Source organism: Kitasatospora sp. NPDC002551, assembly GCF_040296005.1.
In the GTDB taxonomy this organism is placed as follows: domain Bacteria; phylum Actinomycetota; class Actinomycetes; order Streptomycetales; family Streptomycetaceae; genus Kitasatospora.
Genome location: NZ_JBEOWI010000027.1, coordinates 43,944 through 64,203 on the forward strand (window position 1 = coordinate 43,944; position 20,260 = coordinate 64,203).

The window sequence follows — 20,260 nt, forward strand, 5'->3', positions numbered from 1 at the left end:
TCTTATCGCATGCGTCATGGGTGCGACTGTGCTGACTTTGGCGTCATGTGAGAATGGAGTCGATAGTTCTGGCAGTACTGCCCGCGATGTGCCATCGGCATCACCTGCAAGCGTCGATTCAATCATGGGAATCCCTAGTCGTGAGCTGCGAGAACAATATGGCGTGACTGTCCCTGTTGATGCGATCGACCCTTCCTATGGGCGTCGCAAGGAAGGTGGCGGCGGAGAACTTTGGGTGAAGTTTGGGATCGGGAAGGGCGATCTCAATGGTCTTCTTGCAAGCATGGGCACCGATGAGGAGAAGCTGCATTCTGGCCTGATCGCGTTCACCAGTACCGACCTTGAGCTCACGGGATGGTCCCTAGATCCTGCGCATTCAGTGAAAGGTGTACTGGTCCCGACAAAAGATGGCGGCATGAAGAGTCCGAGCCAGAAGATCACCATTGACTACTCCGACAGCAACACGGTCACGGTGTACATACTGGCAATGAAGCCGTAGCCCGGAGATATTAGGATTTTCGGCCGCCCGCCTCCTAGGGGGGCGGGCGGCCTCGGGCCCCGCGCGTTGTGATCAACGGACGGGGCGCGACCAGACGGGCGAGAAGATTGCCGCGGCCGGTATCGGGGCCTCGGAATCGCAGTTCAGGGATGCGGTCCCGGACGAGGGCAGGAAGTACTTGGCTCGGATGTCTATGCCCGCCCCAAGGACTTCGAGTAGGGCGAATCGAAGCAGAGGTGCTGGATGTTGGCGTTCCCGGGGCTGTGTCGGGTTCGCGTTCGGGGAGGGCTCCGTGCGGTGGCCGTCTCGTCGGTGGCCGTTCTGCCGATCGTGCTGTCGTGTACGGCGGCCAAGGAGGAGCGGAAGGCGCCCGTCACCGGAACCTGGAAGTCGAGTATCGGTACGATCCAACTCCTGGAGGGCGGCACGCTCGGGGAGGTGAGCCTGATTCCAGCCGCGTGCAACGGAAAGGCATCGCCCACCGCAGTTTCATTCACCGGTACCTGGCGTCATGAAACGCTCTCCGATGCCGGGCCCGGAGCCTACATCACGCTTTCATCCTCTGATGGCGCCCTGACGTGCAAGCGGTTCTTCGTCCACTACAAAGAGAATGGTCGGGAAGTTCTGCAGTTGACAGCCACTGAAGCGGGTAGCGATCCTTTCGTGCGACAGTAGGTCGGGCCCGGCACTGGCGGCCGGCGGATTGGATCCGATGTGAGGAGCGCCCCGTCCGGGAAATCGGGCGGGGCGCTCATGTTCTGGGGGCGGAATATGATGGGAAGGTATTCTCGCTTGTGCCGGGCCGATTCCGGACAAGCTGGTGTCAAGGGGTGGAATAGGAGCGTCAATCTGTTTCGACGACGTGGCGGGAGGGGGGTCAGGGCTGGTCGACGGGGGCCAGGGCGGCGGTGATCACGCGGTTGAGTGAGCGGTCGAAGACCGCGTCGGGGTCGGCGGGTGGGCCCCCGGTGGTGGCGAATGCGGCGGCCAGGTGCGGGTACTGGCCGCTCATCGCGGCGCGGCCGAGGTAACCGGCCAGTTCCGCCTGCCACTTGGCGCCGGCCGCCGCCGTGCGCTCGTACTGGGCGTACTGGCAGACGAAGCCGTTGAGCAGGGCGAGCGCCTCCAGCCGGGTGGCGCCGTCCAGGCCGCTGGGTTCGGTGACGGCGAGGAAGTGGTCGGTGTAGCGCAGGGCGTTGGGGCCGAGGCCCGGGCGCGCGATCACCAGGCCCGCGACCCAGGGGTGGCGGCGCAGCGCGGCGAGCTGCTCGTGCGCGAGCCGGCGCAGGTCGGTGCGGCAGTCGCCGGTCGGGGCGAGGGCGGTGTAGTCGTACTCGCCCGCGACGGCGTCGAGCATGAGGTCGAGCAGGTGCTCCTTCTTCGGCACGTAGTTGTAGAGCGACATGGTGCCCGCGCCGAGCGCCGCGGCGACCCGGCGCATGGAGACCGCGTCCAGCCCCTCCGCGTCGGCGACGGCGATGGCGGCGGCAGCGATCGACGTCCGGCTGTGGGCCGGCCGGGGGCCGCGGCCGGTGCGCTCCGGGCGCAGCCAGATCAGCTCGGGCACCTCGCCGGGCTGCGGGGCGGGGGCGGCGGAGCTGCTGTTCGGGGGATTGCTGGACGGCACTGGTTGATCACCTCGGTTCCCCATCTTAGATACGTACGGCGTACGTAGTACGATGCGCGTGCAGGTTCTTCTACGTACGCTGTACCTAGTGAGGGGAGTGGGCAGAGCCATGTCCGACACCGTCTGGAACCACGCCGCCGTCGAGATGGCCGGGGTGGAGAAACACTTCGGCGCCACCCGCGCGCTGCGCGGGCTCGACCTGACCGTCCCGGCCGGCGCCGTCTGCGGCCTGCTCGGCCCCAACGGCGCCGGCAAGACCACCGCCGTCCGCGTCCTCTCGACCCTCGTCGCCCCCGACCGCGGCACCGCCCGGGTGGCCGGCCACGACGTGGTCCGCGAGCCGGACGCCGTGCGCCGCAGCATCGGCCTGGCCGGCCAGCACGCCGCCGTCGACGAGGGCCTCACCGGCCGCGACAACCTGCACCTCTTCGGCCGGCTGCACCACCTCGGCGCCCGCGGCGCCCGGGCCCGCGCCGGGGACCTCCTCGACCGCTTCGGGCTCGCCGAGGCCGCGGACCGCCTGGTCCGCACCTACTCCGGCGGCACGCGCCGGCGCCTCGACCTGGTCGCCAGCCTGGTCACCGCCCCGCCGGTGCTCTTCCTCGACGAGCCCACCACCGGCCTGGACCCGCGCAGCCGTCAGCAGATCTGGGACGCGGTGCGGGAGCTGGCGGCCGACGGCACCACCGTGCTGCTCACCACCCAGTACCTGGAGGAGGCCGACCGGCTGGCCGACACCGTCGTGGTCGTCGACCACGGCGCCGCCATCGCCACCGGCCCGCCACAGCGGCTCAAGGCGTCGATCGGCACCCGGGTCTCGGTCACCCTCGCCGACGCCGCCCAACTCGGCCAGGCCGCCGTGGTGCTGGCCGCGCTCGCCGGGACGGGCGACGTGGTGGTGGACCAGGACGAGCGGACCGTCGAGGTGGTCTCCCGGCCCGGGGTGGAGGTGCTGCTGCCCAGGCTGGTCCGGGAGCTGGACGCGGTGGGGGTGGTCGCCCGGGACGCCGCGCTGCGGCCGCCGTCGCTGGACGACGTCTTCCTCGCGCTCACCGGGCGCGGGAGCGACGCCGACGCCCGGGGGAGGGCCGCCTGATGTCCGTACCCGCGCGCCTGGTCGCCGACAGCTGGTCCTCGATGCTCCGCGTCCTGCTCGCCTACCGCCGCTCGCCCGGGCTGCTGGCCGTCTCGCTGGGCGTGCCCGTGGTGATGGTGGTGGTGTTCGGCTACGTGTTCGGCAGCGCCATCACCGTCCCCGGCGCGTCCGGTGGGCCCGGCGCCTCCGGCGGATCCGGCGCGTCCGGCGGCTACCGGGAGTTCCTGATGCCCGGCCTGTTCGCCATGGTCGCGGTCAACGGCATCATGCCCACCATGGTCGGCGCCGCCCGCGACGTCGGGCGCGGCGTCACCGACCGGCTCCGCGCGATGCCGGTCTCCCGCACCGGCCTGCTGCTCGGCCAGACCCTCGCCGACCTGCTGGTCAGCGTGGTGGTGCTGGCGCTGCTGGCGGGGGTCGGGCTCGCCGTCGGCTGGCGGATCCGCGGCGGAGCGGCCGACGCGGCGGCGGCGTTCGGCCTGCTGCTGCTCTTCCGGTTCGCCATGACCTGGGTCGGCCTGCTGCTCGGCCTGGCCGTCGGCAAGGAGGACGCGGCCGGACAACTGGCGGTCGCCGTCTTCCCGTTGGCGATGGTCACCAACGCGTACGTGCCCACCGGCGGCATGCCCGGCTGGCTCGCCGCGGTGGCCGACTGGAACCCGATGAGCGCCGTCGTCCAGGCCGGACGCGAGCTGTTCGGCAACCCGTCCGCCCCGGCCACCGCCTGGCCGACGCAGCACGCCGGCCCGGTCTCCCTGGCCTGGTGCGCGCTTCTGCTGCTGCTCTGCGGGCCGCTCGCGGTACGGAAGTTCGCCACGCACGGCACCCGCGGGCGCTGACCCTGCGCAGCTGGACGGCACCCGCGGGCGCTGACCCTGCGCAGCTGGACGGCACCCGCGGGCGCTGACGCCCCGGACCTGGACGGCACCCGCGGGCACCGACCCTGCGGACCTGGACGACCCGCGTCCCACGGGGCGGAATGTGCTGGACAGCACGGCCGGTGCGGCTCAGGGTGGGCGGCATGGAGTTCACCCACCTCGGCCGCACCGGCCTCACCGTCTCCCGACTCTGCCTGGGCACCATGAACTTCGGCCCGCACACCGAGGAGTCCGACGCCCACCTGATCATGGACCGAGCCCACGAACAGGGCATCAACTTCTTCGACACCTCGAACAGTTACGGCCGTGACCTCGAAGGCAACCACAAGGGACGCACCGAGGAGATCATCGGCCGCTGGTTCGCCAAGGGCGACGGCCGCCGCGAGCGCACCGTGCTCGCCACCAAGGCCTACGCCCCGATGGGGGACTGGCCGAACGAGGGCCGGCTCTCCGCCCTCGCCATCCGGCGCGCCGTCGAGGCCAGCCTGCGCCGCCTCGGCACCGACCACATCGACCTCTACCAGATGCACCACATCGACCGGGACACGCCCTGGGAGGAGATCTGGCAGGCGATGGAGGTCCTGGTCGCCCAGGGCAAGATCATCTACGTCGGCTCCAGCAACTTCGCCGGCTGGCACCTCGCCCAGGCCCAGGAGGCGGCCCGCAGCCGGAACTTCCTCGGCCTGGTCAGCGAGCAGTCCCTCTACAACCTGCTCGACCGCACCATCGAGCTGGAGGTGATCCCCGCCGTCGAGCACTACGGGCTCGGCCTGCTGCCGTGGTCCCCGCTGCGCAGCGGCGTCCTCGGCGGTGCCCTGCGCAAGGAGCGCGAAGGCGCCCGCGTCCGTGGCGCGCTCCCGCACGCCGGCGAGATCCTGGAGGCCAACCGGCCGCGCATCCAGGCCTACGAGGACCTCGCCGCCGAGATCGGCGTGGACCCCGCGGACCTCGCGCTCGCCTGGCTGCTCTCCCGCCCCGCCGTGACCGCCCCGATCGTCGGCCCGCGTACCCCCGCCCACCTGGACGCCGCCGTCCGCACGCTCGACATCAAGCTTGACGACGAGGTCCTCGCCCGCCTCGACACCCTCTTCCCGGGCCGCCGCCCGGCCCCGGAGGACTACGCCTGGTAGACCGCTCCGGTGGTGGACCGCTCCGGCCGAGCCCCGCGCCCTCGCCTGTTCCCCGGCGGGCGCGGGGCCGGACGTGCCCCGTCGGGGCCCGGAAACGACAACGGCAACGAGGAGTTCCCACTCGTTGCCACTCTCAACGTATAGCGGACGGGGGGCCTTGCCGCAAGGGGGTGGGGGTGGCGCAGAATGACCGGCCTGGAACGGGAGTGGGCGAAAACCACGGATCAGTGCTGGTTCGCCGGTCTTCTCCCCTGCCGGTGAGTGTCGGGGAACAGCGGGACGGGGCGTTCGGTGATGGATGTGATCGTGGTCGGCGGCGGGCCGACCGGGCTGATGCTGGCGTGCGAGCTGCGCCTGCACGGGGTCGGCGTGGCCGTGCTGGAACGCCGGGCGGAGCGGTCGAAGGAGTCGCGCGGGCGGGGGTTGCACGCCCGCAGCGTGGAGGTCATGGACCAGCGGGGGCTGCTGGAGCGGTTCCTCGCGGTGAGCGAGAAGTTCCGGGTGGGCGGGCTGTTCGGCGGCGTCATGGCGCCCTGGCCGGACAGCCTGGACACCGCCCACCCCTACGGCCTGGCCACCCCGCAGGAGGTCACCGAGCGGCTGCTGGAGGAGCGCGCCCTCGAACTCGGGGCGGTGATCAGGCGCGGGTGCGAGGTCACCGGCCTGGACCAGGACGCGGACGGCGTGGGCGTCGAACTGGCGGACGGCGCCCGGCTGCGCTCGCGCTACCTGGTCGGCTGCGACGGCGGGCGCAGCACGGTCCGCAAGGCGCTCGGCGTGGGCTTCCCCGGTGAGCCCTCCACGGTCGAGACGCTGATCGGCGACCTGGAGCTGACCGGGGACCCGGCGGAGGTGGCCGCCGTGGTGGCGCGGGTGCGCCGGACCGAGCCGCGGTTCGGCGTGGCCCCCGACGTGGACGGCCGGCCGGGGGTCGCCCGGATGATCGTGCCGGCGGCGGGCGTCGCCGAGGACCGGGCGACGCCGCCGACGCTGGAGGAGTTCAAGGAGCGGCTGCGGGCCGTCGCGGGCACCGACTTCGGCGCCCACACCCCGCACTGGCTCTCCCGGTTCGGCGACGCCACCCGGCAGGCCGAGCGCTACCGGGTCGGCCGGGTGCTGCTGGCCGGGGACGCCGCGCACATCCACCCGCCGACCGGCGGGCAGGGCCTCAACCTCGGTGTGCAGGACGCGTTCAACCTCGGCTGGAAGCTCGCCGCCGAGGTCGCGGGCTGGGCGCCCGAGGGCCTGCTGGACAGCTACCACACCGAGCGCCACCCGGTCGGCGCCCGCGTGCTGACGAACACCCGCGCGCAGATGACGCTGCTCGGCGCCGAGCCGGGGCCGACCGCGCTGCGGGAGCTGTTCACCCGGCTGATGGAGGTCGAGGAGGTCAACCGCTACGTCACCGGCATGATCACCGCGGTCGACGTCCGTTACGACGTCGGTGGCGAACTCCAGGACGGTGGCCATGAGTTGCTCGGCCGGCGGCTGCGCGACGTGCCGCTGTCGCGGGGCCGCCGGCTCTACGCGCTGATGCACGGCGGCCGCGGGCTGCTGCTCGACCGCACCGGCGGCCGGCTCACGGTGGACGGCTGGGCGGACCGCGTCGACCACGTCGACGGCGAGGGCGCCGAGGTGGACGCGCCCGCGGTGCTGCTGCGCCCGGACGGGCATGTGGTCTGGGCCGGGGACGGGCAGCGCGAGCTGGAGGCCGCGTTGACCAGGTGGTGGGGAACTCCGGTGCGGGGTTCGGGAGAAGGGCGCTGACCGAGCCGGTGGCGGCCGAAGAGTGGACGCCGCTCCTGGAACCGGCGGGCGCCGGGGCGGAGCGGGGCAGCGCACCACCCTCCGCCGTGCCGCGGCACCTGCTGGACCTCCCGGCGGTGTGATAGCACTGCCCGCATGACGGAGAGGCCCGCGGAGCGCGGGAGCTACCACCACGGCGCGCTGCCCGAGGCGCTGGTCGCCGCGGCGTTCGAGCTGCTGGACGAGCGGGGGCAGGAGAAGGTCACCATGCGGGAGGTGGCCCGGCGGGCGGGCGTGTCGCCGGGGGCGCCCTTCCGGCACTTCGCGGACCGGCGGGCGCTGCTGACGGCGGTGGCGGACCGGGTGCTGGCGGACTACGAGCAGTGGCAGCGCGCGCAGACGGCGGCCGCCACGGGGGAGGGCGCCACGGGCGAGGGCGACCAGCGGGCGGTGCTGCGCGCGCTCGGGCTCGGGTTCGTCCGGTACGCGATCCGCCACCCGCACCGCTTCGAGCTGGTGCGGTCCCGGGTGTTCGCGCCGGCCCCGCAGCCGGAGCTGCTGGAGCGGCTGTCGGGGATCGACCGCGCCTACACCGAGGTGATCGTCGCGGACCAGGCGGCCGGGCTGCTGCGGCCGGGCGACCCGGCGGTGGTGGGGCTCGCCGGGCAGGCGCTGGTGTACGGGCTCGCGCAGATGATCGTGGACGGGTACCTGCCGGTCGAGAAGGCGGAGCAGGTGGTCGGGCAGGTGCTCGACACCTTCGGCCGGGGAATCGCCAACACCCGTTGAAAGAACGGCACTTCGCGTGCGCGGAGGGTTGACCGGGTCGGTCCGCGCTGATGTAATCGCCGATTACATCGGCCTCTACCCGCGAGTAGCGAAAGTGGCGGAATGGCCGGAAGAGCCGACAGGCTGGGGGTAGACGTGTTCGCGAAACCGATACCGGGCCTCACCACCGCGGCCGCCACCGGGGATACCGTCGTGCTGCTCATCGGCATGCGGGTCAACCGGTTCTGGGCCGTCCACCAGTGGGCGCCGGTGATGCTGGCGATGTTCCGGATGCTCCACGAACTGGGCCGGGAGCCCGAGCGCGGCCTGCGCGGGAAGCTCATGCTGACCGCCTCGCCGCGCACCTACTACGTCGTCCAGTACTGGGAGTCCAAGGAGAAGCTGTACCGGTACGCGGCCGCGCCGGACGCCTTCCACCACCAGGTGTGGAAGCTCGTCAACAAGAAGATCAAGGACGGCCGCCTGCGTGGGCGGGTGGGCCTCTGGCACGAGGCCTACGTCGTGCCGGAGGGCTCCTACGAGTGCATCTACTTCGACATGCCGCCGTTCGGCCTCGCGGGCGCGACCGGCGTGCTCCCGGTGGAGGGCCGCGGACGGACCGCCAGGCAGCGCTTCGCCTACCGCTCGGACCCGGAAGGGGCGGGCGAGTAGACGTCCGGCCGCCGTCCTCCCCCCGAGAGGGGCGAGGACGGCGGCCGGACCACGGGGGCCTTGGGGCGGCCGGATGCCTCAGCCGACGGGCACGCGGGCGACGAGGGCCCGCGCGCGCTGCTCCCAGGCCTCGAACTGCCGCGCCGTCCCGGTCAGCAGCTCGACGGCCGCGATGATGTCACCGCACGGCTCCTTCAGCTGCCGGGACATGGCGATCATCATCTGGAGGAGGGTGCGGAAGAGCTGGAGGGTCTCGGCGCCGCCGCGGGTCTCCACCGCCATGTCGATGATCTGGGTCAGAAACGCACGGTCCTGGCCCTGCCAGAGGGTGGGGGGCGCCGTCTCGAAGAGGTCGAGCGCGGCGTGGACGGCCGCGTCGATGTCGTTCATCCGGCCGGCGAACCGGCCGGCGTGAACCTTGAGTTCGGCGGCCGGCCGGGTGAGCTCCCGCGAGAGCCGGAGGGTGACCGCGAGCTGGACGCGCGCGGCGCCGCCGCGCTGGAGTTCGGGGAAGAACTCCTGGAAGAGCGCGGCGACGGCGCTGATGTGCACGGTCATCGCGGTGATGTCCTCGGACATCGCGGCCATCCCCTCCTCGACGTCGGCGAACCGTTCCATGAGCCCCACGGGGTCGCCGCCCCCGGCGCGGGGCGTCGGCTCCCCGTCTCCGTCCGTCCCGTCGTCGGCCGAGCCGAGGCCGAACAGGATCCGCGCCGGCGCCAGCGGCGTGAATCCGTTGTCCAGGGTGCGGGTGAGCACCTCCGCCAGCTGCCTGCGGGCGCCGGCCAGGCCGTTGGGCGTGCGCTTGAACAGGATCGTCCGCACCGCGGCGATGTCGAACGGGAGCTGGCCGTGCTCGGAGATGTGGATGACGGCGCGGCCGGTGAGGTGGCGCAGCGCCAACTCGTAGGTGACGTTGGGGTTGGCCCCGGTGAGGTCGGCGATCACGACCTCGGCCTCGAGCAGGTGCCGGAAGATCTGTTCGCTGATCTCGCCGGACTGGGTGATCTGGTCGGCCCGGACGGGTTCGATCCCCAGGGACTCGCAGGCGGGCTGGATGATCTCCTCGAAGGTCTCCATCGCCTGGTCGTAGGACTGCCGCGCGGGGGTGTCGTGGTCGGCCAGGCCGTCTCCGATCGGGCCGATCACGAAACACGTCCGCGGCTGCGACGGGCCGCCGCCGCCCGGGCCGGTCACCCCGGCCGGGGTGGGCAGGTGGGCGAAGGCCGGAACGTGCGCGGCGGCCGGCGTGCGCGTGGTCATGCGAGGTCCTCCGGGGCGTAGAGGTCGAGGGTGAGCGGTTCGTGCTCGGCGCGGGCGGCGTACTCCGTGCCCGTGGTCAGGTCGACGGCGTAGACGGGCCGCTCCTCGATGCCGAGGGCGCGGAGCATGGCGGCGGTCGGCACTCGGAACTGCCGGCCGACCCGCAGCACCGGGCAGGGAAAGGCATCGCCGGCGATCAGCCGGTAGGCGGTGCCGGGGCAGATGCCGAACGCACGGGCGGCGGTGCGGAGGTCGACCGAGAGCGGCAGGTCGAAGGCCTCGGCGAAGCTCAGTCCGCGGTCCGTCCCCCGGCTCACCTGGCAGCTCCGGCGGGGCGCAGGGAGAGCGTGCCGATCCGGCGTCCGCGCAGCGGGCGGCGCGCCCGGTACAGGACGTCCTGGAGCCCGAGCCGCCCGGCGAGGGCGCCCAGCCGCACACCCTCGACGCTTTCGCGCGACACCGTGAACCGGAGCTGCGCGGCGAGGCCGTCCGGGTGGGCCGGTGGATCGATGGAGAGCTCCCAGTCCCGCTCGTCGACATCGGGGGCGGCCGCGTCGGGCCCGTCCGCCACGGCCGCGCCGTTCCTGTGCCGGAGCGCCGCGATGAGGGCGACGTCGGCCACGCTGCGCTCGGCGGCGCCGCGGCGGGCGAGCGCCCAGACCCTCCGGACGGCCGCCCGCACCAGGAGGTCGTCGACGTCCGGCTGGTCGGGCTCCACCGACCCCAGCTGTTCCAACAGGGCGAGCACCGCCTCCGACTCGGCGTCCGCACGGTCGAGGCGGAACGCCAGGGACGTGCGCCACACCGTCGACCGCAGCCGAGGCAGGGCGAACCAGACCGGGACGAGCCGCCAGTCGGATTCCCGCTGCGCGAGTCCGACGGCGTGCTGCCAGACCTCCCGGCGGACGGCCTGGCCGAGCCCGGGGACGTAGAGGAGGTCGCGTGCGGCCCCGAGCGGGTACGCGGCGCCGTCGCCGAGGACCACGCCGCCGGGGTGGGGCGCGGACGGCCCCGTCATCCGCTGGTGCACGAGCGCGAACGCGCCGGCGGGTCGGCACGTGCTCAGTTCCATGGTTCGGTACCTCCGGTGACGTGGTGGGAGCCGGGTTGGTCCGGCGGTGGGCCGATCAGCGCGCGCCAGCTGCCGCGCAGGGTGGTGGTGAGGTCGTTCAGCGCCCGGTTGAGCGCGTGCCAGCCGGTGGCCGGCGCCGGGGCGGCGCCGGCCGAGGCGTGGAAGTGGAGGTGGATGACGCCGTTGTTGATCTGGACGGCCGCGCCCTGCTGGACGTACTGGGAGAAGCCGTCCCGGCCGGGGGGAGGGTTCACCGGCGGCCCGGCCCCCTGCCGTCGGGGGCCCCGGAGGGCGTCGTGAACGACAGGCTGAGGTCGCCGCTGAACCCGCCGGCCACCACGACGCCCTGGCCGGCGTACTGGTGGAGGCCCGGCCCGGACCGCGCGCCGTCGACCGCGGGGAGCGCGAGGGGCGCGGCACGGTCGGGGACACCGCCGTCGGGGACGTCCGCCGCCGGGTCGTCGAGCAGGTCGCCCGGCGGCGAGGGGACGTAGATCCAGGCACGCTGGGCGAACCCTTTGGAGTCCACCGTGGCGACCACCGACCGGAAGCGCTCGGGGGACAGCTCGGTGTGCTCGGCGAGGACGAAGTCCCGGTAGACGGTGTCGGAGACGATGGCCACCACGTTGGTGGTCCGCCTACTGGCCCGGGCCAGCAGCCGCTTGAGCTCGGCCGCGTCGAGCAGCCGGTGCGCCTCGTTCCGGGCGGGCCCGTTGCCCGCGCCGGGCCCGGTGCCCAGCAGCAGCGGCCCGAGAGCGAGGGCGACCCGCAGTCGCAGCGCCGGCCCGTCCGGGGTGGCGTTGTGCCGGGCGAGGTCCCGCTCCAGTGCGTCGAGGAAGGAGTCCACCAGCTGTGGGACGTAGCCCGTCGCGCACCCGAACACGAGACCGTCGCCGGTGTCGCGCGGGAACAGCTTGGCGTCGCGCACGGCGTCGAGCCCGGCCGCGGTGAGCGCCCGGTCGACCGCCGGGCCGATCGCTGCACTGGCGTCGGCCAGCCGCGCGCCCGGCAGCCGGGTGAAGCCCTCCTGGTCGACGGCCACCACGGCGATGTACTCGGGCAGGAGCCGGCTCGGGAGGGAGCCGGGGTCGGGGGACATGGGCATTGAGCCTCCTGGGATTTCCGGGGACGGGGGAACGGGCGGGTTCGGGCCGTTCGGCGGGCCGGGCGGTGGCCTGCGGGCCGACCCGCACCAGGAAGTCTGCGGATCCGGCGGAGGAGGGTTTTGTCGGATCGGCAAAACCCTTCGGGGAATGCGTGCTAGGTGCGCGCGAGAAGTGGAAGAGAATTCCCCGGGTCCGTTTCCGGGGCGCCCTCGGGGAGCGGCTTCCCGCACCACCGGCAACACGGGTGATGTTCCGTCACGGCTGGTGGAAGGCCAGGTGGAGGGCGCGGGAGGCTAGCAGACGGAAGGGGATCGCGCCGCGACTCGGCGGAATTCGACAGCGGCGCTCGCGTGATTCCTAGCCTGTGCCCATGAGGACAGAAGGACTGGCCGGCGCGCCCTTCGGGCCCGGCCGCAGCTTGCTCGAACTTTCCGGTGCCGGATTCTGGAGGGAACTCATCCGGCGGTGGACGGTGAGGAGGAAACTCAAGGGCGAAGCGCTGTTTCACCAGGGTGGGCCCTCGGACGGCGTGATGGTCTGCGTCGACGGAGTGGTCAGGCTCGAACGGTGGCGGGGCGGTGCCGAGGAAGGCGGGAGCGCCGTCACGTTTGCCTTCCGCAGTCTCGGGGACCTGTTCGGGGAGACCGGGGTCCTCAGCGGAGCCCCGCGGTCGGCGAGTGCCTGGGCCCACACCGACTGCCGCGTCGCCGTGGCGGGCCCCGAGCTGTTCCGGGAGTTCTTCCGGGCGCACCGGCGGGAGTGGACCGTGCTGCAGTACGCGTTGGAGCGCGATCGCGGGACGGAGCTGGTCCAGGGGTTCGGCGACCCCGTCGTCCGGCTGGCGGCGCTGCTGGTCCCGTTCGTCCGCGCGCAGTACCGGTCCTCGATCGGCGCGGCGGCATCAGTGCTCGACATCCCGGTGACCCGGCAACGGATCGCGGAGGGTCTGCGGCTGGGCCGCACGGAGACCGAACGCCTGCTCGCGCACTTCCCCTACGGTGAGGTCCTCCGGCACCGCAACGGGCGGATCAGGGTCAGGCCCGCCGAGATGCTGCGGTTCGCCGGCCGGCTCGGCATCTGAGGACCTCGCGGTTCGACTATCTCACCAGTGTGATGAGCAGGGCCGATATCCACAAACAGAAGACGTGGTGGGCCTGGTCGACGGCGTAGCGGCCCTGCGGGTTCTTCGCGAACTCGGCGCTGCCCGTGCGGACCATCCAGGCCCGCACGGGCCAGCGCCGGTCCCAGAAGCCGTGGCTGACGGCCGAGAACACGAGACCGGCCGCGACTCCCGGCCAGCCCACCGGAAGGTCGAGTAACGCGGCCGTCAGGACCAGCATCCCGCCCATGACCAGGTGGTAGACGGCGAGATGGGCCAGCAGGGCACGCCAGGACTCGGCCGTGGAGGGACCGTCGGCGGCGGGGTCCGGCCGCCCCTTCGCGGCCGCCCACTTGTCGGTCTGCCAGCAGTGGTCCGCCCAGACGTGGGACACGAACAGGACGGCGAAGGTGGCGGCGAAGACCGCGGCGGGAGGGACGGGGCCGGCGTCGGCGCTGGTGATGATCACGAAACCTCCGGAGGGGGTCGGTGCGCTGGGCGGCGGAGAACGACAACGGCACGCCGCCCCCGGCAGGAGTTCTGCGGGGGCGGCGTGCCGTCGGGAGGGGATCAGGCGGTGGTGGTCGCGGGCAGGCCGATCGGGTTGATCGGGGGCAGGGCGGTACGACAGAGGGCCGAGATCGGCTTGAGGGCGGCGGCGAGGCGGTCGAGGTCGGCGCGCGGGTGGCGCTCCCAGACGCGGGCGGCGGCGAGGTCGGTGGCCGCCTCCAGGGACTGGTGGCGGATCCGCCCGCACTCGGTGATGGTCCCGCGCTCGGTGAGCCAGCCGCGCTCGGCCAGCCGGGCGGCGGCCGCGTCCCACTCCTCGTCCGTCCAGCCGCGCATCGGCTGCAGGGCCTCGCGCCGCACGTCCAGGGCGCAGCGGACCACCAGAGCCTCGCAGCCGTCCAGGCCCGCCGAGACCAGGGCGGCGATGTGGCCGTCGCCGCGGTGCTCGCGCATCACGGTGGCGGCCTGCCAGAGGCGGCCGTACGGGCCGGACGGGCGGGGGAGGGCCGCGTTGGCGGCGGCCAGGACCCGGCCCGCGCAGTCCAGCCGGGTGACGGCGTCCTCCAGGAGGTCGGCCGCCAGTTCGACCTGTGCCCGGTCGACGTGCTCCAGCAGCCGCTCCAGCGCCGCCGAGGCGCCGGCGGCCCGGGCGGCGAGCGCCGTCTCCGGGTCGGCCAGCTTCCAGATCGCCGGCAGGGCGCGCTCGATCGGGGCGGGTGCGAAGTTGAAGAAGGCGGCGATCACCGGCGGCGCGTCCACCGCGCCGAGCGGGGCGGCGCGTCCGGCGAAGTAGCTGCGCGCGACGCCGCGCAGGCCCACCTCCTCGAACGCCCCGAGACCCTCCGGGGTGAAGTAGGTGACGGCGTGCACGGGTTCGAAGAGCCACCACAGAGCGCGGGCGGGATGGACGAGATCGGCCAAGGGAGGACCTTCCTCGGTGAGGGGCGGGCGCGCCGTACGGGTGTTCCGTACAGGCTGATGACCACGGCGGCGGTCACGATAACCCTGCCCGGGGTGTGATGACGGTCACGGGGAGGTCTCGGTGGTGACGCGCGGCCGACGGCGCACGAGATGATGGCCGGGGTGCGCGCCCCGCGCGTCCGCTCCCTCGGCACGATGGCGCGAAGCAAGAAGCAAGAAGCACGAAGCACGAAGGCAGAAGAGGTAACAGGCCCCATGGCGCAGATCAACCCCAGCATCCTGTCCGCGGACTTCGCCCGGCTCGCCCAGGAGGCCGAGGCCGTGCGGGGCTCGGACTGGCTGCACGTCGACGTGATGGACAACCACTTCGTGCCGAACCTGACCCTCGGCGTGCCGGTCGTCGAGTCGCTGGCCCGGGCCACCGACATCCCGCTCGACTGCCACCTGATGATCGAGGACCCGGACCGCTGGGCCCCCCAGTACGTCGAGGCGGGCGCCGGCTCGGTGACCTTCCACGTGGAGGCCGCCGCCGCGCCCGTCCGGCTCGCCCGCGAGATCCGGGCCAAGGGCGCCCGCGCCTCGATGGCGCTCAAGCCGGCCACGCCGATCGAGCCCTACGAGGACCTGCTGCCCGAGCTGGACATGCTGCTGATCATGACCGTCGAGCCGGGCTTCGGCGGCCAGGCGTTCCTGGACATCATGCTGCCGAAGATCCGCCGGACCAGGCAGCTGATCGCCAAGCACGGGCTGGAGCTGTGGCTGCAGGTCGACGGCGGCGTCTCGGCGAGCACCATCGAGCGCTGCGCCGAGGCGGGCGCGGACGTCTTCGTCGCCGGTTCGGCCGTGTACGGCGCCGAGGACCCGGCCCGGGCGGTCGCCGGGCTGCGCGCGCTCGCCGAGGGCGCGACCGCCGACGCCTGGTGGGCCTGCGGGCACTGAGCCCGCGCGGGACGCGGCCGGGGACCAGGGCGGGACCCGGCCGGGCGGTTCCGGGTGGAGGATCGCCGCGCCCCGGAGGAGGATCGTTGCGACGACCCCCTCCGGCCGCGGGATCCGGGTCCCGCGACCTTCCCCGGCCCGACGCGCACGGCGGTGACCGCCCCATGAGCAACCTCGACGTCAAGCCCGCCCCGACCACCTGCGGCGGCGAGCCCGGCACCGGCCCGGTCCGGGACCTGCTGCCGGCCCGTCAGGTGCGGCTGGGGGAGAGCACGGTGGTGCGCCGCCTGCTGCCCAGCCTCGGCCGGCGGATGGTGGGCGCGTGGTGCTTCGTGGACCATTACGGTCCGGACGACATCGCGGACGAGCCGGGCATGCAGGTGCCCCCGCACCCGCACATGGGTCTGCAGACGGTCAGCTGGCTGCACGCCGGCGAGGTGCTGCACCGTGACAGCCTGGGCAGCCTGCGGACGGTGCGCCCGCGCGAGCTGGGCCTGATGACCTCCGGCCGGGCGATCTCCCACAGCGAGGAGTCCCCCCGCCCGCACGCCCGCTTCCTGCACGGCGCCCAGCTCTGGGTCGCCCTCCCGGACGCCCACCGCCACCGCGAGCCCGCCTTCGAGCACCACGCCGAGCTGCCCACCGTCACCGCCCCGGGCCTGCACGCCACCGTCATCCTCGGCACCCTCGACGGCGCCACCTCCCCGGGCACCACCCACACCCCCCTCGTCGGCGCCGACCTCACCCTCACCGCCGGCACCGGCCTGCGCCTGCCCCTCGACCCCGACTTCGAGTACGCCGTCCTCGCCATGTCCGGCACCACCGACGTCGACGGCGTCCGCCTCGGCCCCGGCTCCATGCTCTACCTCGGCACCGGCCGCCGCGAACTCCCCCTCCACGCCCCCACCGACGCCGCCTTCCTCCTCCTCGGCGGCGAACCCTTCGCCGAGAAGCTCGTCATGTGGTGGAACTTCATCGGCCGCACCTACGACGAAATCCTCCAGGCCCGCACCGACTGGGAAACCGGCACCCGCTTCGGCGAGGTCCACGGCTACGACGGGGCCCGGCTGCGGGCTCCGGAGCTTCCCGACATCCCCCTGAAGGCCCGAGGACGGGTGCGCTGACGCGGGAGGACGCTGCGAGGACGGCTGCTGCCTCCTCGGCCGCTCCCGTGCTGCCGTGACCGGGGGAGGCCGGAGAGGCGTCCCCGCGGTCCGGCGGGTCGGGCAGCGGGCCGGCGCCGTGACGGCTCGGCAGGTCGGCGCCGGGGAGTGGGTGACCGCCACGGGGGAGTTCGTCCCCGGTGGAGACGGGGGCTCGGGCGGACGGGACGGCGGCGGGTATTGTGCTGAGGAAACGGTGTCTGCCCTGGTCGGACGATGTGCCGCCCACTCGGCGGGTTTCGCCCCGGCGGTGGTGGAGTGCCGCGAGCCGGTCGTACCGGCGAACGATGTCCGAGTCCAACAGCGCAGAGGATGTCAGGTCGGCACCGCACAACGTCGTACGCGAAGTCCGTCGCCCGGGGTCACCCGGTGAGCGGGCCGGAACCGCCGGCTGCCGCTCGTGCCCCAGGTGAGCCGATGGGCGTCGCACCAGGCAGACTCGAATCCGCAACAGTTCCCCCACCGAGAGGACCGCGCATGATCACGCTGACGAAGGAAGACGGCCCGGCGGATCTGGACGGGGTGACCCACCTGTCCATCGGGGTTTCCTGGGATCCGACCGCAGGGAGCAGCGGCGGGTTGCTGGGCAAGATCCGGCAGAAGCAGGGCACCGACCTCGACCTGATCGCCATCGCCATGCAGGGGGCCGAGCCCGTGCGCCTCGCCGGCCTGGATTCGCTGGATCCTCTGGGGAACGGCTCACTGGTCCACAGCGGTGACAACCAGACGGGGCACGGCGACGGTGACGACGAGACGGTCACCGTCGAGTTCGCCCGGGTGCCCGCCAACATCACCGCGATCGTGTTCGTCGCCGCCGCGTACAAGAAGCGCAGCGCCTTCCAGAACGCCCGCAACATCAGCTTCAAGGTCTACGACGCGACGGGCGGCAGCAGCCAGCAGGTCGCGGACATCTGGCCCAGCATGCTCACCAACGACAACGGCTGCGCCGTGGCCAAGGCGATACGGGCGGGCGCGGGCTGGAAGCTCCAGGTGATCAACGAGACGGGGAAGATCAAGCAGGGGGACGAGAAGGACCTGATGCGCTTCGCCGTGAGCAAGTAGCGCGGGCCGGGGCGCGCCGGCGGCGGGGATCCGCGATGAGTGTCGCGGTGTCGCCGGTGGTGTCGCCGCCCCTGCGCCGGCGGGCCTCCGGCGGACGACTGCCCCTGCGGTCGTCCGCCGGAGCTCAGCCGTCGCTGCAACGCTCCGGGGCCCGGAACGCGGCGATCGCCGCCGTGACGGTGGCCCGCAGCTCCCGGGCGTCCGCTCCGGCGCGGGAGCGCAGGTTCACCCCGTGCGCCAGGAGGGCCAGGACGTCGGCCGCGGAGTCCGGATCGGCGCCCTCGGCGAGCTGGCCCTGCCGCTGCGCCGACACGAGGGCGGTGTGCAGGGCGGCGCGCAGGTACCGGTGCTGCCGGTCGAGGACGGCGCGCACCGCGGGGTTGCCGTTCTCGGTGCCGGCGTGGGCGTTGGAGACCATGCAGCCCCACTGGGCGAACTCGCCGGTGCAGCGCCTCTCGATCAGCACGGCGAAGAACTCGCCGACGGCCGGCAGGCCGCGGTCGTCCTCCTCCAGGCGGCCGAGAAGGGGCCGCGACCGCTCCCGGACGTAGCGTTCGAGCGCCGCGCGGTAGAGCTCCTGCTTGCCGCCGAAGGTCGCGTACAGACTGGAGCGGCTGAGCCCGGTGGCGTCGACGACGTCCTGGACGCCGGTGGTGGCCACGCCCTGCCGCCAGAACAGCCGCATCACGGTGTCCAGCGTCGCGTCCGGATCAAAGTGCTTGACGTCCGCCATGCTTCACCACCTGTCTTGGACCGATGATTCCAAGATATCCGGCCGCACCCTTGACCGGGAGACGCGGGTTGCCATTATCTTGAAACGAACGTTCCAAGATGGCATTCCGAGATTACCGCGGGAGAGATCCATGAGCGTCAACACCGAGCTGCGCGCCTTCTTCGAGAGCCGCCGGCAGCAGATCCCCGCCGAAGTCGGCGCCGTGATGCAGCGGGCGGCCCGGGAGCTGGCCGACTCCGGCCAGGCGGACCGGGCGCTGACCGTCGGTGCGAAGGCGCCGTCCTTCGCCCTGCCCTCGGCCACCGGCCGGAGCGTCGAGCTGGCCGAACTGCTCGCGGACGGCCCGGTGGTGCTGACCTTCTACCGCGGCGCCTGGTGCCCCTACTGCAACATCGCCCTGCGCTCCCTGCAGCGGCACCACGACGCCATCGCGGCCCGCGGCGCCCGCCTGGTCGCCGTCTCGCCCCAGAACCCGGACGAGTCCCTGTCGTACGCGGAGAAGAACGAGCTGGCCTTCGACGTGCTGAGCGACCTCGGCTGCGGCACCGCCGTGCAGTACGGCCTCGCCTTCGACCTGCCGGACGACCTCGCCGCCGTCTACGCCCGCGCGGGCATCGACCTGGACCGCTTCAACGCGGGCCACCCGCGGACGCTGCCCATCCCGGCGACCTACGTCATCGACCGCTCGGGCACCATCCGCTGGGCCTTCGTCGACACGGACTACACCACCCGCGCCGAGCCGGCCGACATCCTGGCCGCGCTCGACGGGCTGGGCTGACGGGCTGGGCTGACGGGCCGGGCTGGGCTGAGGGCCGCTCGGCTGGCGGGCCGGACCGACGGGCGCTGGGCGCGAGCCGTGTCGCGGACTCGCGCCGGGCGGGCACCCGGCCGGGAAGTCCTCGGCCGAGTGCCCGCGGGGAGGGCGAGGGTCCCGGCCGGGTCCGGACGGGACGGCGTGGGTGAGGCCCCCTGCCGAAGGGACGGCTGTCGTGGGGTGGACGGGGGAGATCCATTCGGCTGCGGGGGACGGCTAGCGGGTCGCGGCGTGCGTCAGGCGTCTGGAGCCGTCGAGTTCCGGCACGGCCAGCAGGATCGGCATGTCGAACGGGGTCACCTCGCGGAGCTGGACGTCGGCGACGTAGGCGCGGCCGCCGCGGGCCCGGACCGCCCAGCCCGTGCCGAAGAGCCTGGGCAGGCGGATCTGGTTCCGGGGGGAGTCGTCGTCCATGGCCACGGCGGCGGCCCGGATGAACCACAGGCCGTCGGGGACGTGCAGGCGGAACGGGCGGTCCTCGTCCAGGATGTCGCAGGCCTGCGGGTAGCCCTCCACGATCGGGGTGTTGAACGCGCCCACGTAGACCCGGACCGGGCCGACCTCGGACGGGAAGAAGAGCTGTCCGGTGACGGAGGACAGGCCGTGGCCGGTCCCGGCGCCCGGCGGGGTGAGCGGCGGCAGGTCGTCCTCCTGGGCCAGCGCGCGGTAGCGGGTCGGCGCGACGCCGACGCTGCGGGTGAAACGGCTGGTGAAGGTGCCCAGGCTGTTGTAGCCCACCCGGTAGGTGATGTCGGTGACGCTGTCCGGGGTCTCCAGTAAGTGCCGCTTGGCCATGAAGATCCGGATCGCGGTGAGGAACCGGCCGGGTGACGTCCCGGTCAGTTCATTGAACATCCGGCAGTAGTGAAATTTGCTGTAGGAAGCAATATCAGCAAGCTGCTCGAGGGAAATCGGATCCGCGTGATTCTGCCACATGGCGTCTATACTTCGCTCAATCGCCGCAGCAATGGCCATCCGGATCTCCCTACCTTGGGCTCGTCGGTATCTCGCATGCCATATCTTGGACCGGTGACGCTCGGATCCTCGTGGGATCGCGGGCCGGTCTCCCCGGCGCGGCGCAGGCGGTGTGTCCCTGTCCACGCGGGGTGAGCGCCGCAAGGCTCGACGTCCTCGCGGCTCCCGGAACCGGCGCGCTTCTCCC

23 protein-coding genes are annotated in these 20,260 nt (G+C 72.9%); 13 read left to right on the top strand and 10 right to left on the bottom strand.

Annotated features, from left to right (window positions below; translation table 11 throughout):
• Window positions 1–16 precede the first annotated feature (16 nt).
• Together ABT093_RS22590 and ABT093_RS22595 are read left to right on the top strand one after the other, a co-directional pair.
• The gene (locus ABT093_RS22590) at window positions 17–499 is read left to right on the top strand and encodes a hypothetical protein (protein ID WP_350567006.1); all 483 of its coding nucleotides are present in this window, start codon (window positions 17–19) and stop codon (window positions 497–499) included.
• Window positions 500–796: 297 nt separating this feature from the next.
• On the top strand, window positions 797–1,174 hold the full coding sequence (locus tag ABT093_RS22595; protein ID WP_350567009.1) for a hypothetical protein: 378 nt from the start codon (window positions 797–799) through the stop codon (window positions 1,172–1,174).
• 202 nt (window positions 1,175–1,376) lie between these two features.
• Here the strand turns inward: ABT093_RS22595 and ABT093_RS22600 are convergent, their stop codons facing one another.
• Complete coding sequence (locus ABT093_RS22600; RefSeq protein ID WP_350567011.1) at window positions 1,377–2,126, bottom strand: TetR/AcrR family transcriptional regulator; 750 nt, start codon at window positions 2,124–2,126, stop codon at window positions 1,377–1,379.
• A 109-nt stretch (window positions 2,127–2,235) separates the two neighbouring features.
• On the opposite strand from ABT093_RS22600, the gene ABT093_RS22605 reads away from it, so the two are divergent.
• The 6 genes from ABT093_RS22605 to ABT093_RS22630 all read left to right on the top strand — a co-directional run bounded on the left by ABT093_RS22605 (window position 2,236) and on the right by ABT093_RS22630 (window position 8,416).
• On the top strand, window positions 2,236–3,222 hold the full coding sequence (locus ABT093_RS22605; RefSeq protein WP_350567014.1) for an ATP-binding cassette domain-containing protein: 987 nt from the start codon (window positions 2,236–2,238) through the stop codon (window positions 3,220–3,222).
• Window positions 3,222–4,061 carry an ABC transporter permease gene (locus ABT093_RS22610; RefSeq protein WP_350567016.1) on the top strand — a complete coding sequence of 280 codons (840 nt, stop codon included), beginning with the start codon at window positions 3,222–3,224 and terminating at the stop codon, window positions 4,059–4,061. Before ABT093_RS22605 ends, ABT093_RS22610 begins: the two co-directional genes overlap by 1 nt.
• Before the next feature lie 182 nt (window positions 4,062–4,243).
• Complete coding sequence (locus tag ABT093_RS22615; protein WP_350567019.1) at window positions 4,244–5,230, top strand: aldo/keto reductase; 987 nt, start codon at window positions 4,244–4,246, stop codon at window positions 5,228–5,230.
• Between the two features lie 291 nt (window positions 5,231–5,521).
• Window positions 5,522–6,997, top strand: coding sequence for an FAD-dependent monooxygenase (locus ABT093_RS22620; RefSeq protein ID WP_350567021.1), 1,476 nt, complete (start codon window positions 5,522–5,524; stop codon window positions 6,995–6,997).
• A 135-nt stretch (window positions 6,998–7,132) separates the two neighbouring features.
• A complete protein-coding gene (locus ABT093_RS22625) occupies window positions 7,133–7,765 on the top strand; it encodes a TetR/AcrR family transcriptional regulator (RefSeq protein ID WP_350567023.1) in 633 nt (210 codons plus the stop codon).
• 135 nt (window positions 7,766–7,900) lie between these two features.
• Window positions 7,901–8,416, top strand: coding sequence for a DUF4188 domain-containing protein (locus ABT093_RS22630; protein WP_350567026.1), 516 nt, complete (start codon window positions 7,901–7,903; stop codon window positions 8,414–8,416).
• 78 nt (window positions 8,417–8,494) lie between these two features.
• Here the strand turns inward: ABT093_RS22630 and ABT093_RS22635 are convergent, their stop codons facing one another.
• From ABT093_RS22635 to ABT093_RS22655, 5 genes are read right to left on the bottom strand one after another with little or no spacing between them, the layout of a single operon-like run.
• Window positions 8,495–9,679, bottom strand: coding sequence for a hypothetical protein (locus ABT093_RS22635; protein ID WP_350567029.1), 1,185 nt, complete (start codon window positions 9,677–9,679; stop codon window positions 8,495–8,497).
• Window positions 9,676–9,996: a DNA-binding protein gene (locus ABT093_RS22640; protein ID WP_350567032.1), complete on the bottom strand. Its 321-nt coding sequence runs from the start codon at window positions 9,994–9,996 to the stop codon at window positions 9,676–9,678. Before ABT093_RS22640 ends, ABT093_RS22635 begins: the two co-directional genes overlap by 4 nt.
• On the bottom strand, window positions 9,993–10,751 hold the full coding sequence (locus ABT093_RS22645) for a hypothetical protein (RefSeq protein ID WP_350567034.1): 759 nt from the start codon (window positions 10,749–10,751) through the stop codon (window positions 9,993–9,995). Before ABT093_RS22645 ends, ABT093_RS22640 begins: the two co-directional genes overlap by 4 nt.
• Window positions 10,742–11,005 carry a hypothetical protein gene (locus ABT093_RS22650; RefSeq protein ID WP_350567037.1) on the bottom strand — a complete coding sequence of 88 codons (264 nt, stop codon included), beginning with the start codon at window positions 11,003–11,005 and terminating at the stop codon, window positions 10,742–10,744. Before ABT093_RS22650 ends, ABT093_RS22645 begins: the two co-directional genes overlap by 10 nt.
• The gene (locus ABT093_RS22655) at window positions 11,002–11,856 is read right to left on the bottom strand and encodes a hypothetical protein (protein ID WP_350567040.1); all 855 of its coding nucleotides are present in this window, start codon (window positions 11,854–11,856) and stop codon (window positions 11,002–11,004) included. Before ABT093_RS22655 ends, ABT093_RS22650 begins: the two co-directional genes overlap by 4 nt.
• A gap of 371 nt (window positions 11,857–12,227) precedes the next feature.
• Here ABT093_RS22655 and ABT093_RS22660 point away from each other — a divergent pair, with 371 nt between their 5' ends.
• Window positions 12,228–12,938 carry a Crp/Fnr family transcriptional regulator gene (locus ABT093_RS22660; protein WP_350567042.1) on the top strand — a complete coding sequence of 237 codons (711 nt, stop codon included), beginning with the start codon at window positions 12,228–12,230 and terminating at the stop codon, window positions 12,936–12,938.
• A 16-nt stretch (window positions 12,939–12,954) separates the two neighbouring features.
• On the opposite strand, the gene ABT093_RS22665 is transcribed toward ABT093_RS22660, so the two are convergent.
• The gene (locus ABT093_RS22665; protein ID WP_350567045.1) at window positions 12,955–13,425 is read right to left on the bottom strand and encodes a DUF3307 domain-containing protein; all 471 of its coding nucleotides are present in this window, start codon (window positions 13,423–13,425) and stop codon (window positions 12,955–12,957) included.
• 101 nt (window positions 13,426–13,526) lie between these two features.
• The gene (locus tag ABT093_RS22670; RefSeq protein ID WP_350567047.1) at window positions 13,527–14,387 is read right to left on the bottom strand and encodes an SCO6745 family protein; all 861 of its coding nucleotides are present in this window, start codon (window positions 14,385–14,387) and stop codon (window positions 13,527–13,529) included.
• A gap of 255 nt (window positions 14,388–14,642) precedes the next feature.
• On the opposite strand from ABT093_RS22670, the gene rpe reads away from it, so the two are divergent.
• The 3 genes from rpe (at window position 14,643) to ABT093_RS22685 (ending at window position 17,551) form a co-directional block, all read left to right on the top strand.
• On the top strand, window positions 14,643–15,326 hold the full coding sequence (gene rpe / locus ABT093_RS22675; RefSeq protein WP_350567050.1) for a ribulose-phosphate 3-epimerase: 684 nt from the start codon (window positions 14,643–14,645) through the stop codon (window positions 15,324–15,326).
• Between the two features lie 164 nt (window positions 15,327–15,490).
• Window positions 15,491–16,450: a pirin family protein gene (locus tag ABT093_RS22680; protein ID WP_350567053.1), complete on the top strand. Its 960-nt coding sequence runs from the start codon at window positions 15,491–15,493 to the stop codon at window positions 16,448–16,450.
• Window positions 16,451–16,966: 516 nt separating this feature from the next.
• The gene (locus ABT093_RS22685) at window positions 16,967–17,551 is read left to right on the top strand and encodes a TerD family protein (protein WP_350567055.1); all 585 of its coding nucleotides are present in this window, start codon (window positions 16,967–16,969) and stop codon (window positions 17,549–17,551) included.
• Between the two features lie 124 nt (window positions 17,552–17,675).
• On the opposite strand, the gene ABT093_RS22690 is transcribed toward ABT093_RS22685, so the two are convergent.
• Window positions 17,676–18,284: a TetR/AcrR family transcriptional regulator gene (locus ABT093_RS22690; protein WP_350567058.1), complete on the bottom strand. Its 609-nt coding sequence runs from the start codon at window positions 18,282–18,284 to the stop codon at window positions 17,676–17,678.
• Between the two features lie 130 nt (window positions 18,285–18,414).
• On the opposite strand from ABT093_RS22690, the gene ABT093_RS22695 reads away from it, so the two are divergent.
• On the top strand, window positions 18,415–19,062 hold the full coding sequence (locus ABT093_RS22695) for a peroxiredoxin-like family protein (protein WP_350567060.1): 648 nt from the start codon (window positions 18,415–18,417) through the stop codon (window positions 19,060–19,062).
• Between the two features lie 252 nt (window positions 19,063–19,314).
• Here the strand turns inward: ABT093_RS22695 and ABT093_RS22700 are convergent, their stop codons facing one another.
• Window positions 19,315–20,073 carry a helix-turn-helix domain-containing protein gene (locus tag ABT093_RS22700; RefSeq protein ID WP_350567063.1) on the bottom strand — a complete coding sequence of 253 codons (759 nt, stop codon included), beginning with the start codon at window positions 20,071–20,073 and terminating at the stop codon, window positions 19,315–19,317.
• Between the last annotated feature and the right edge of the window lie 187 nt (window positions 20,074–20,260).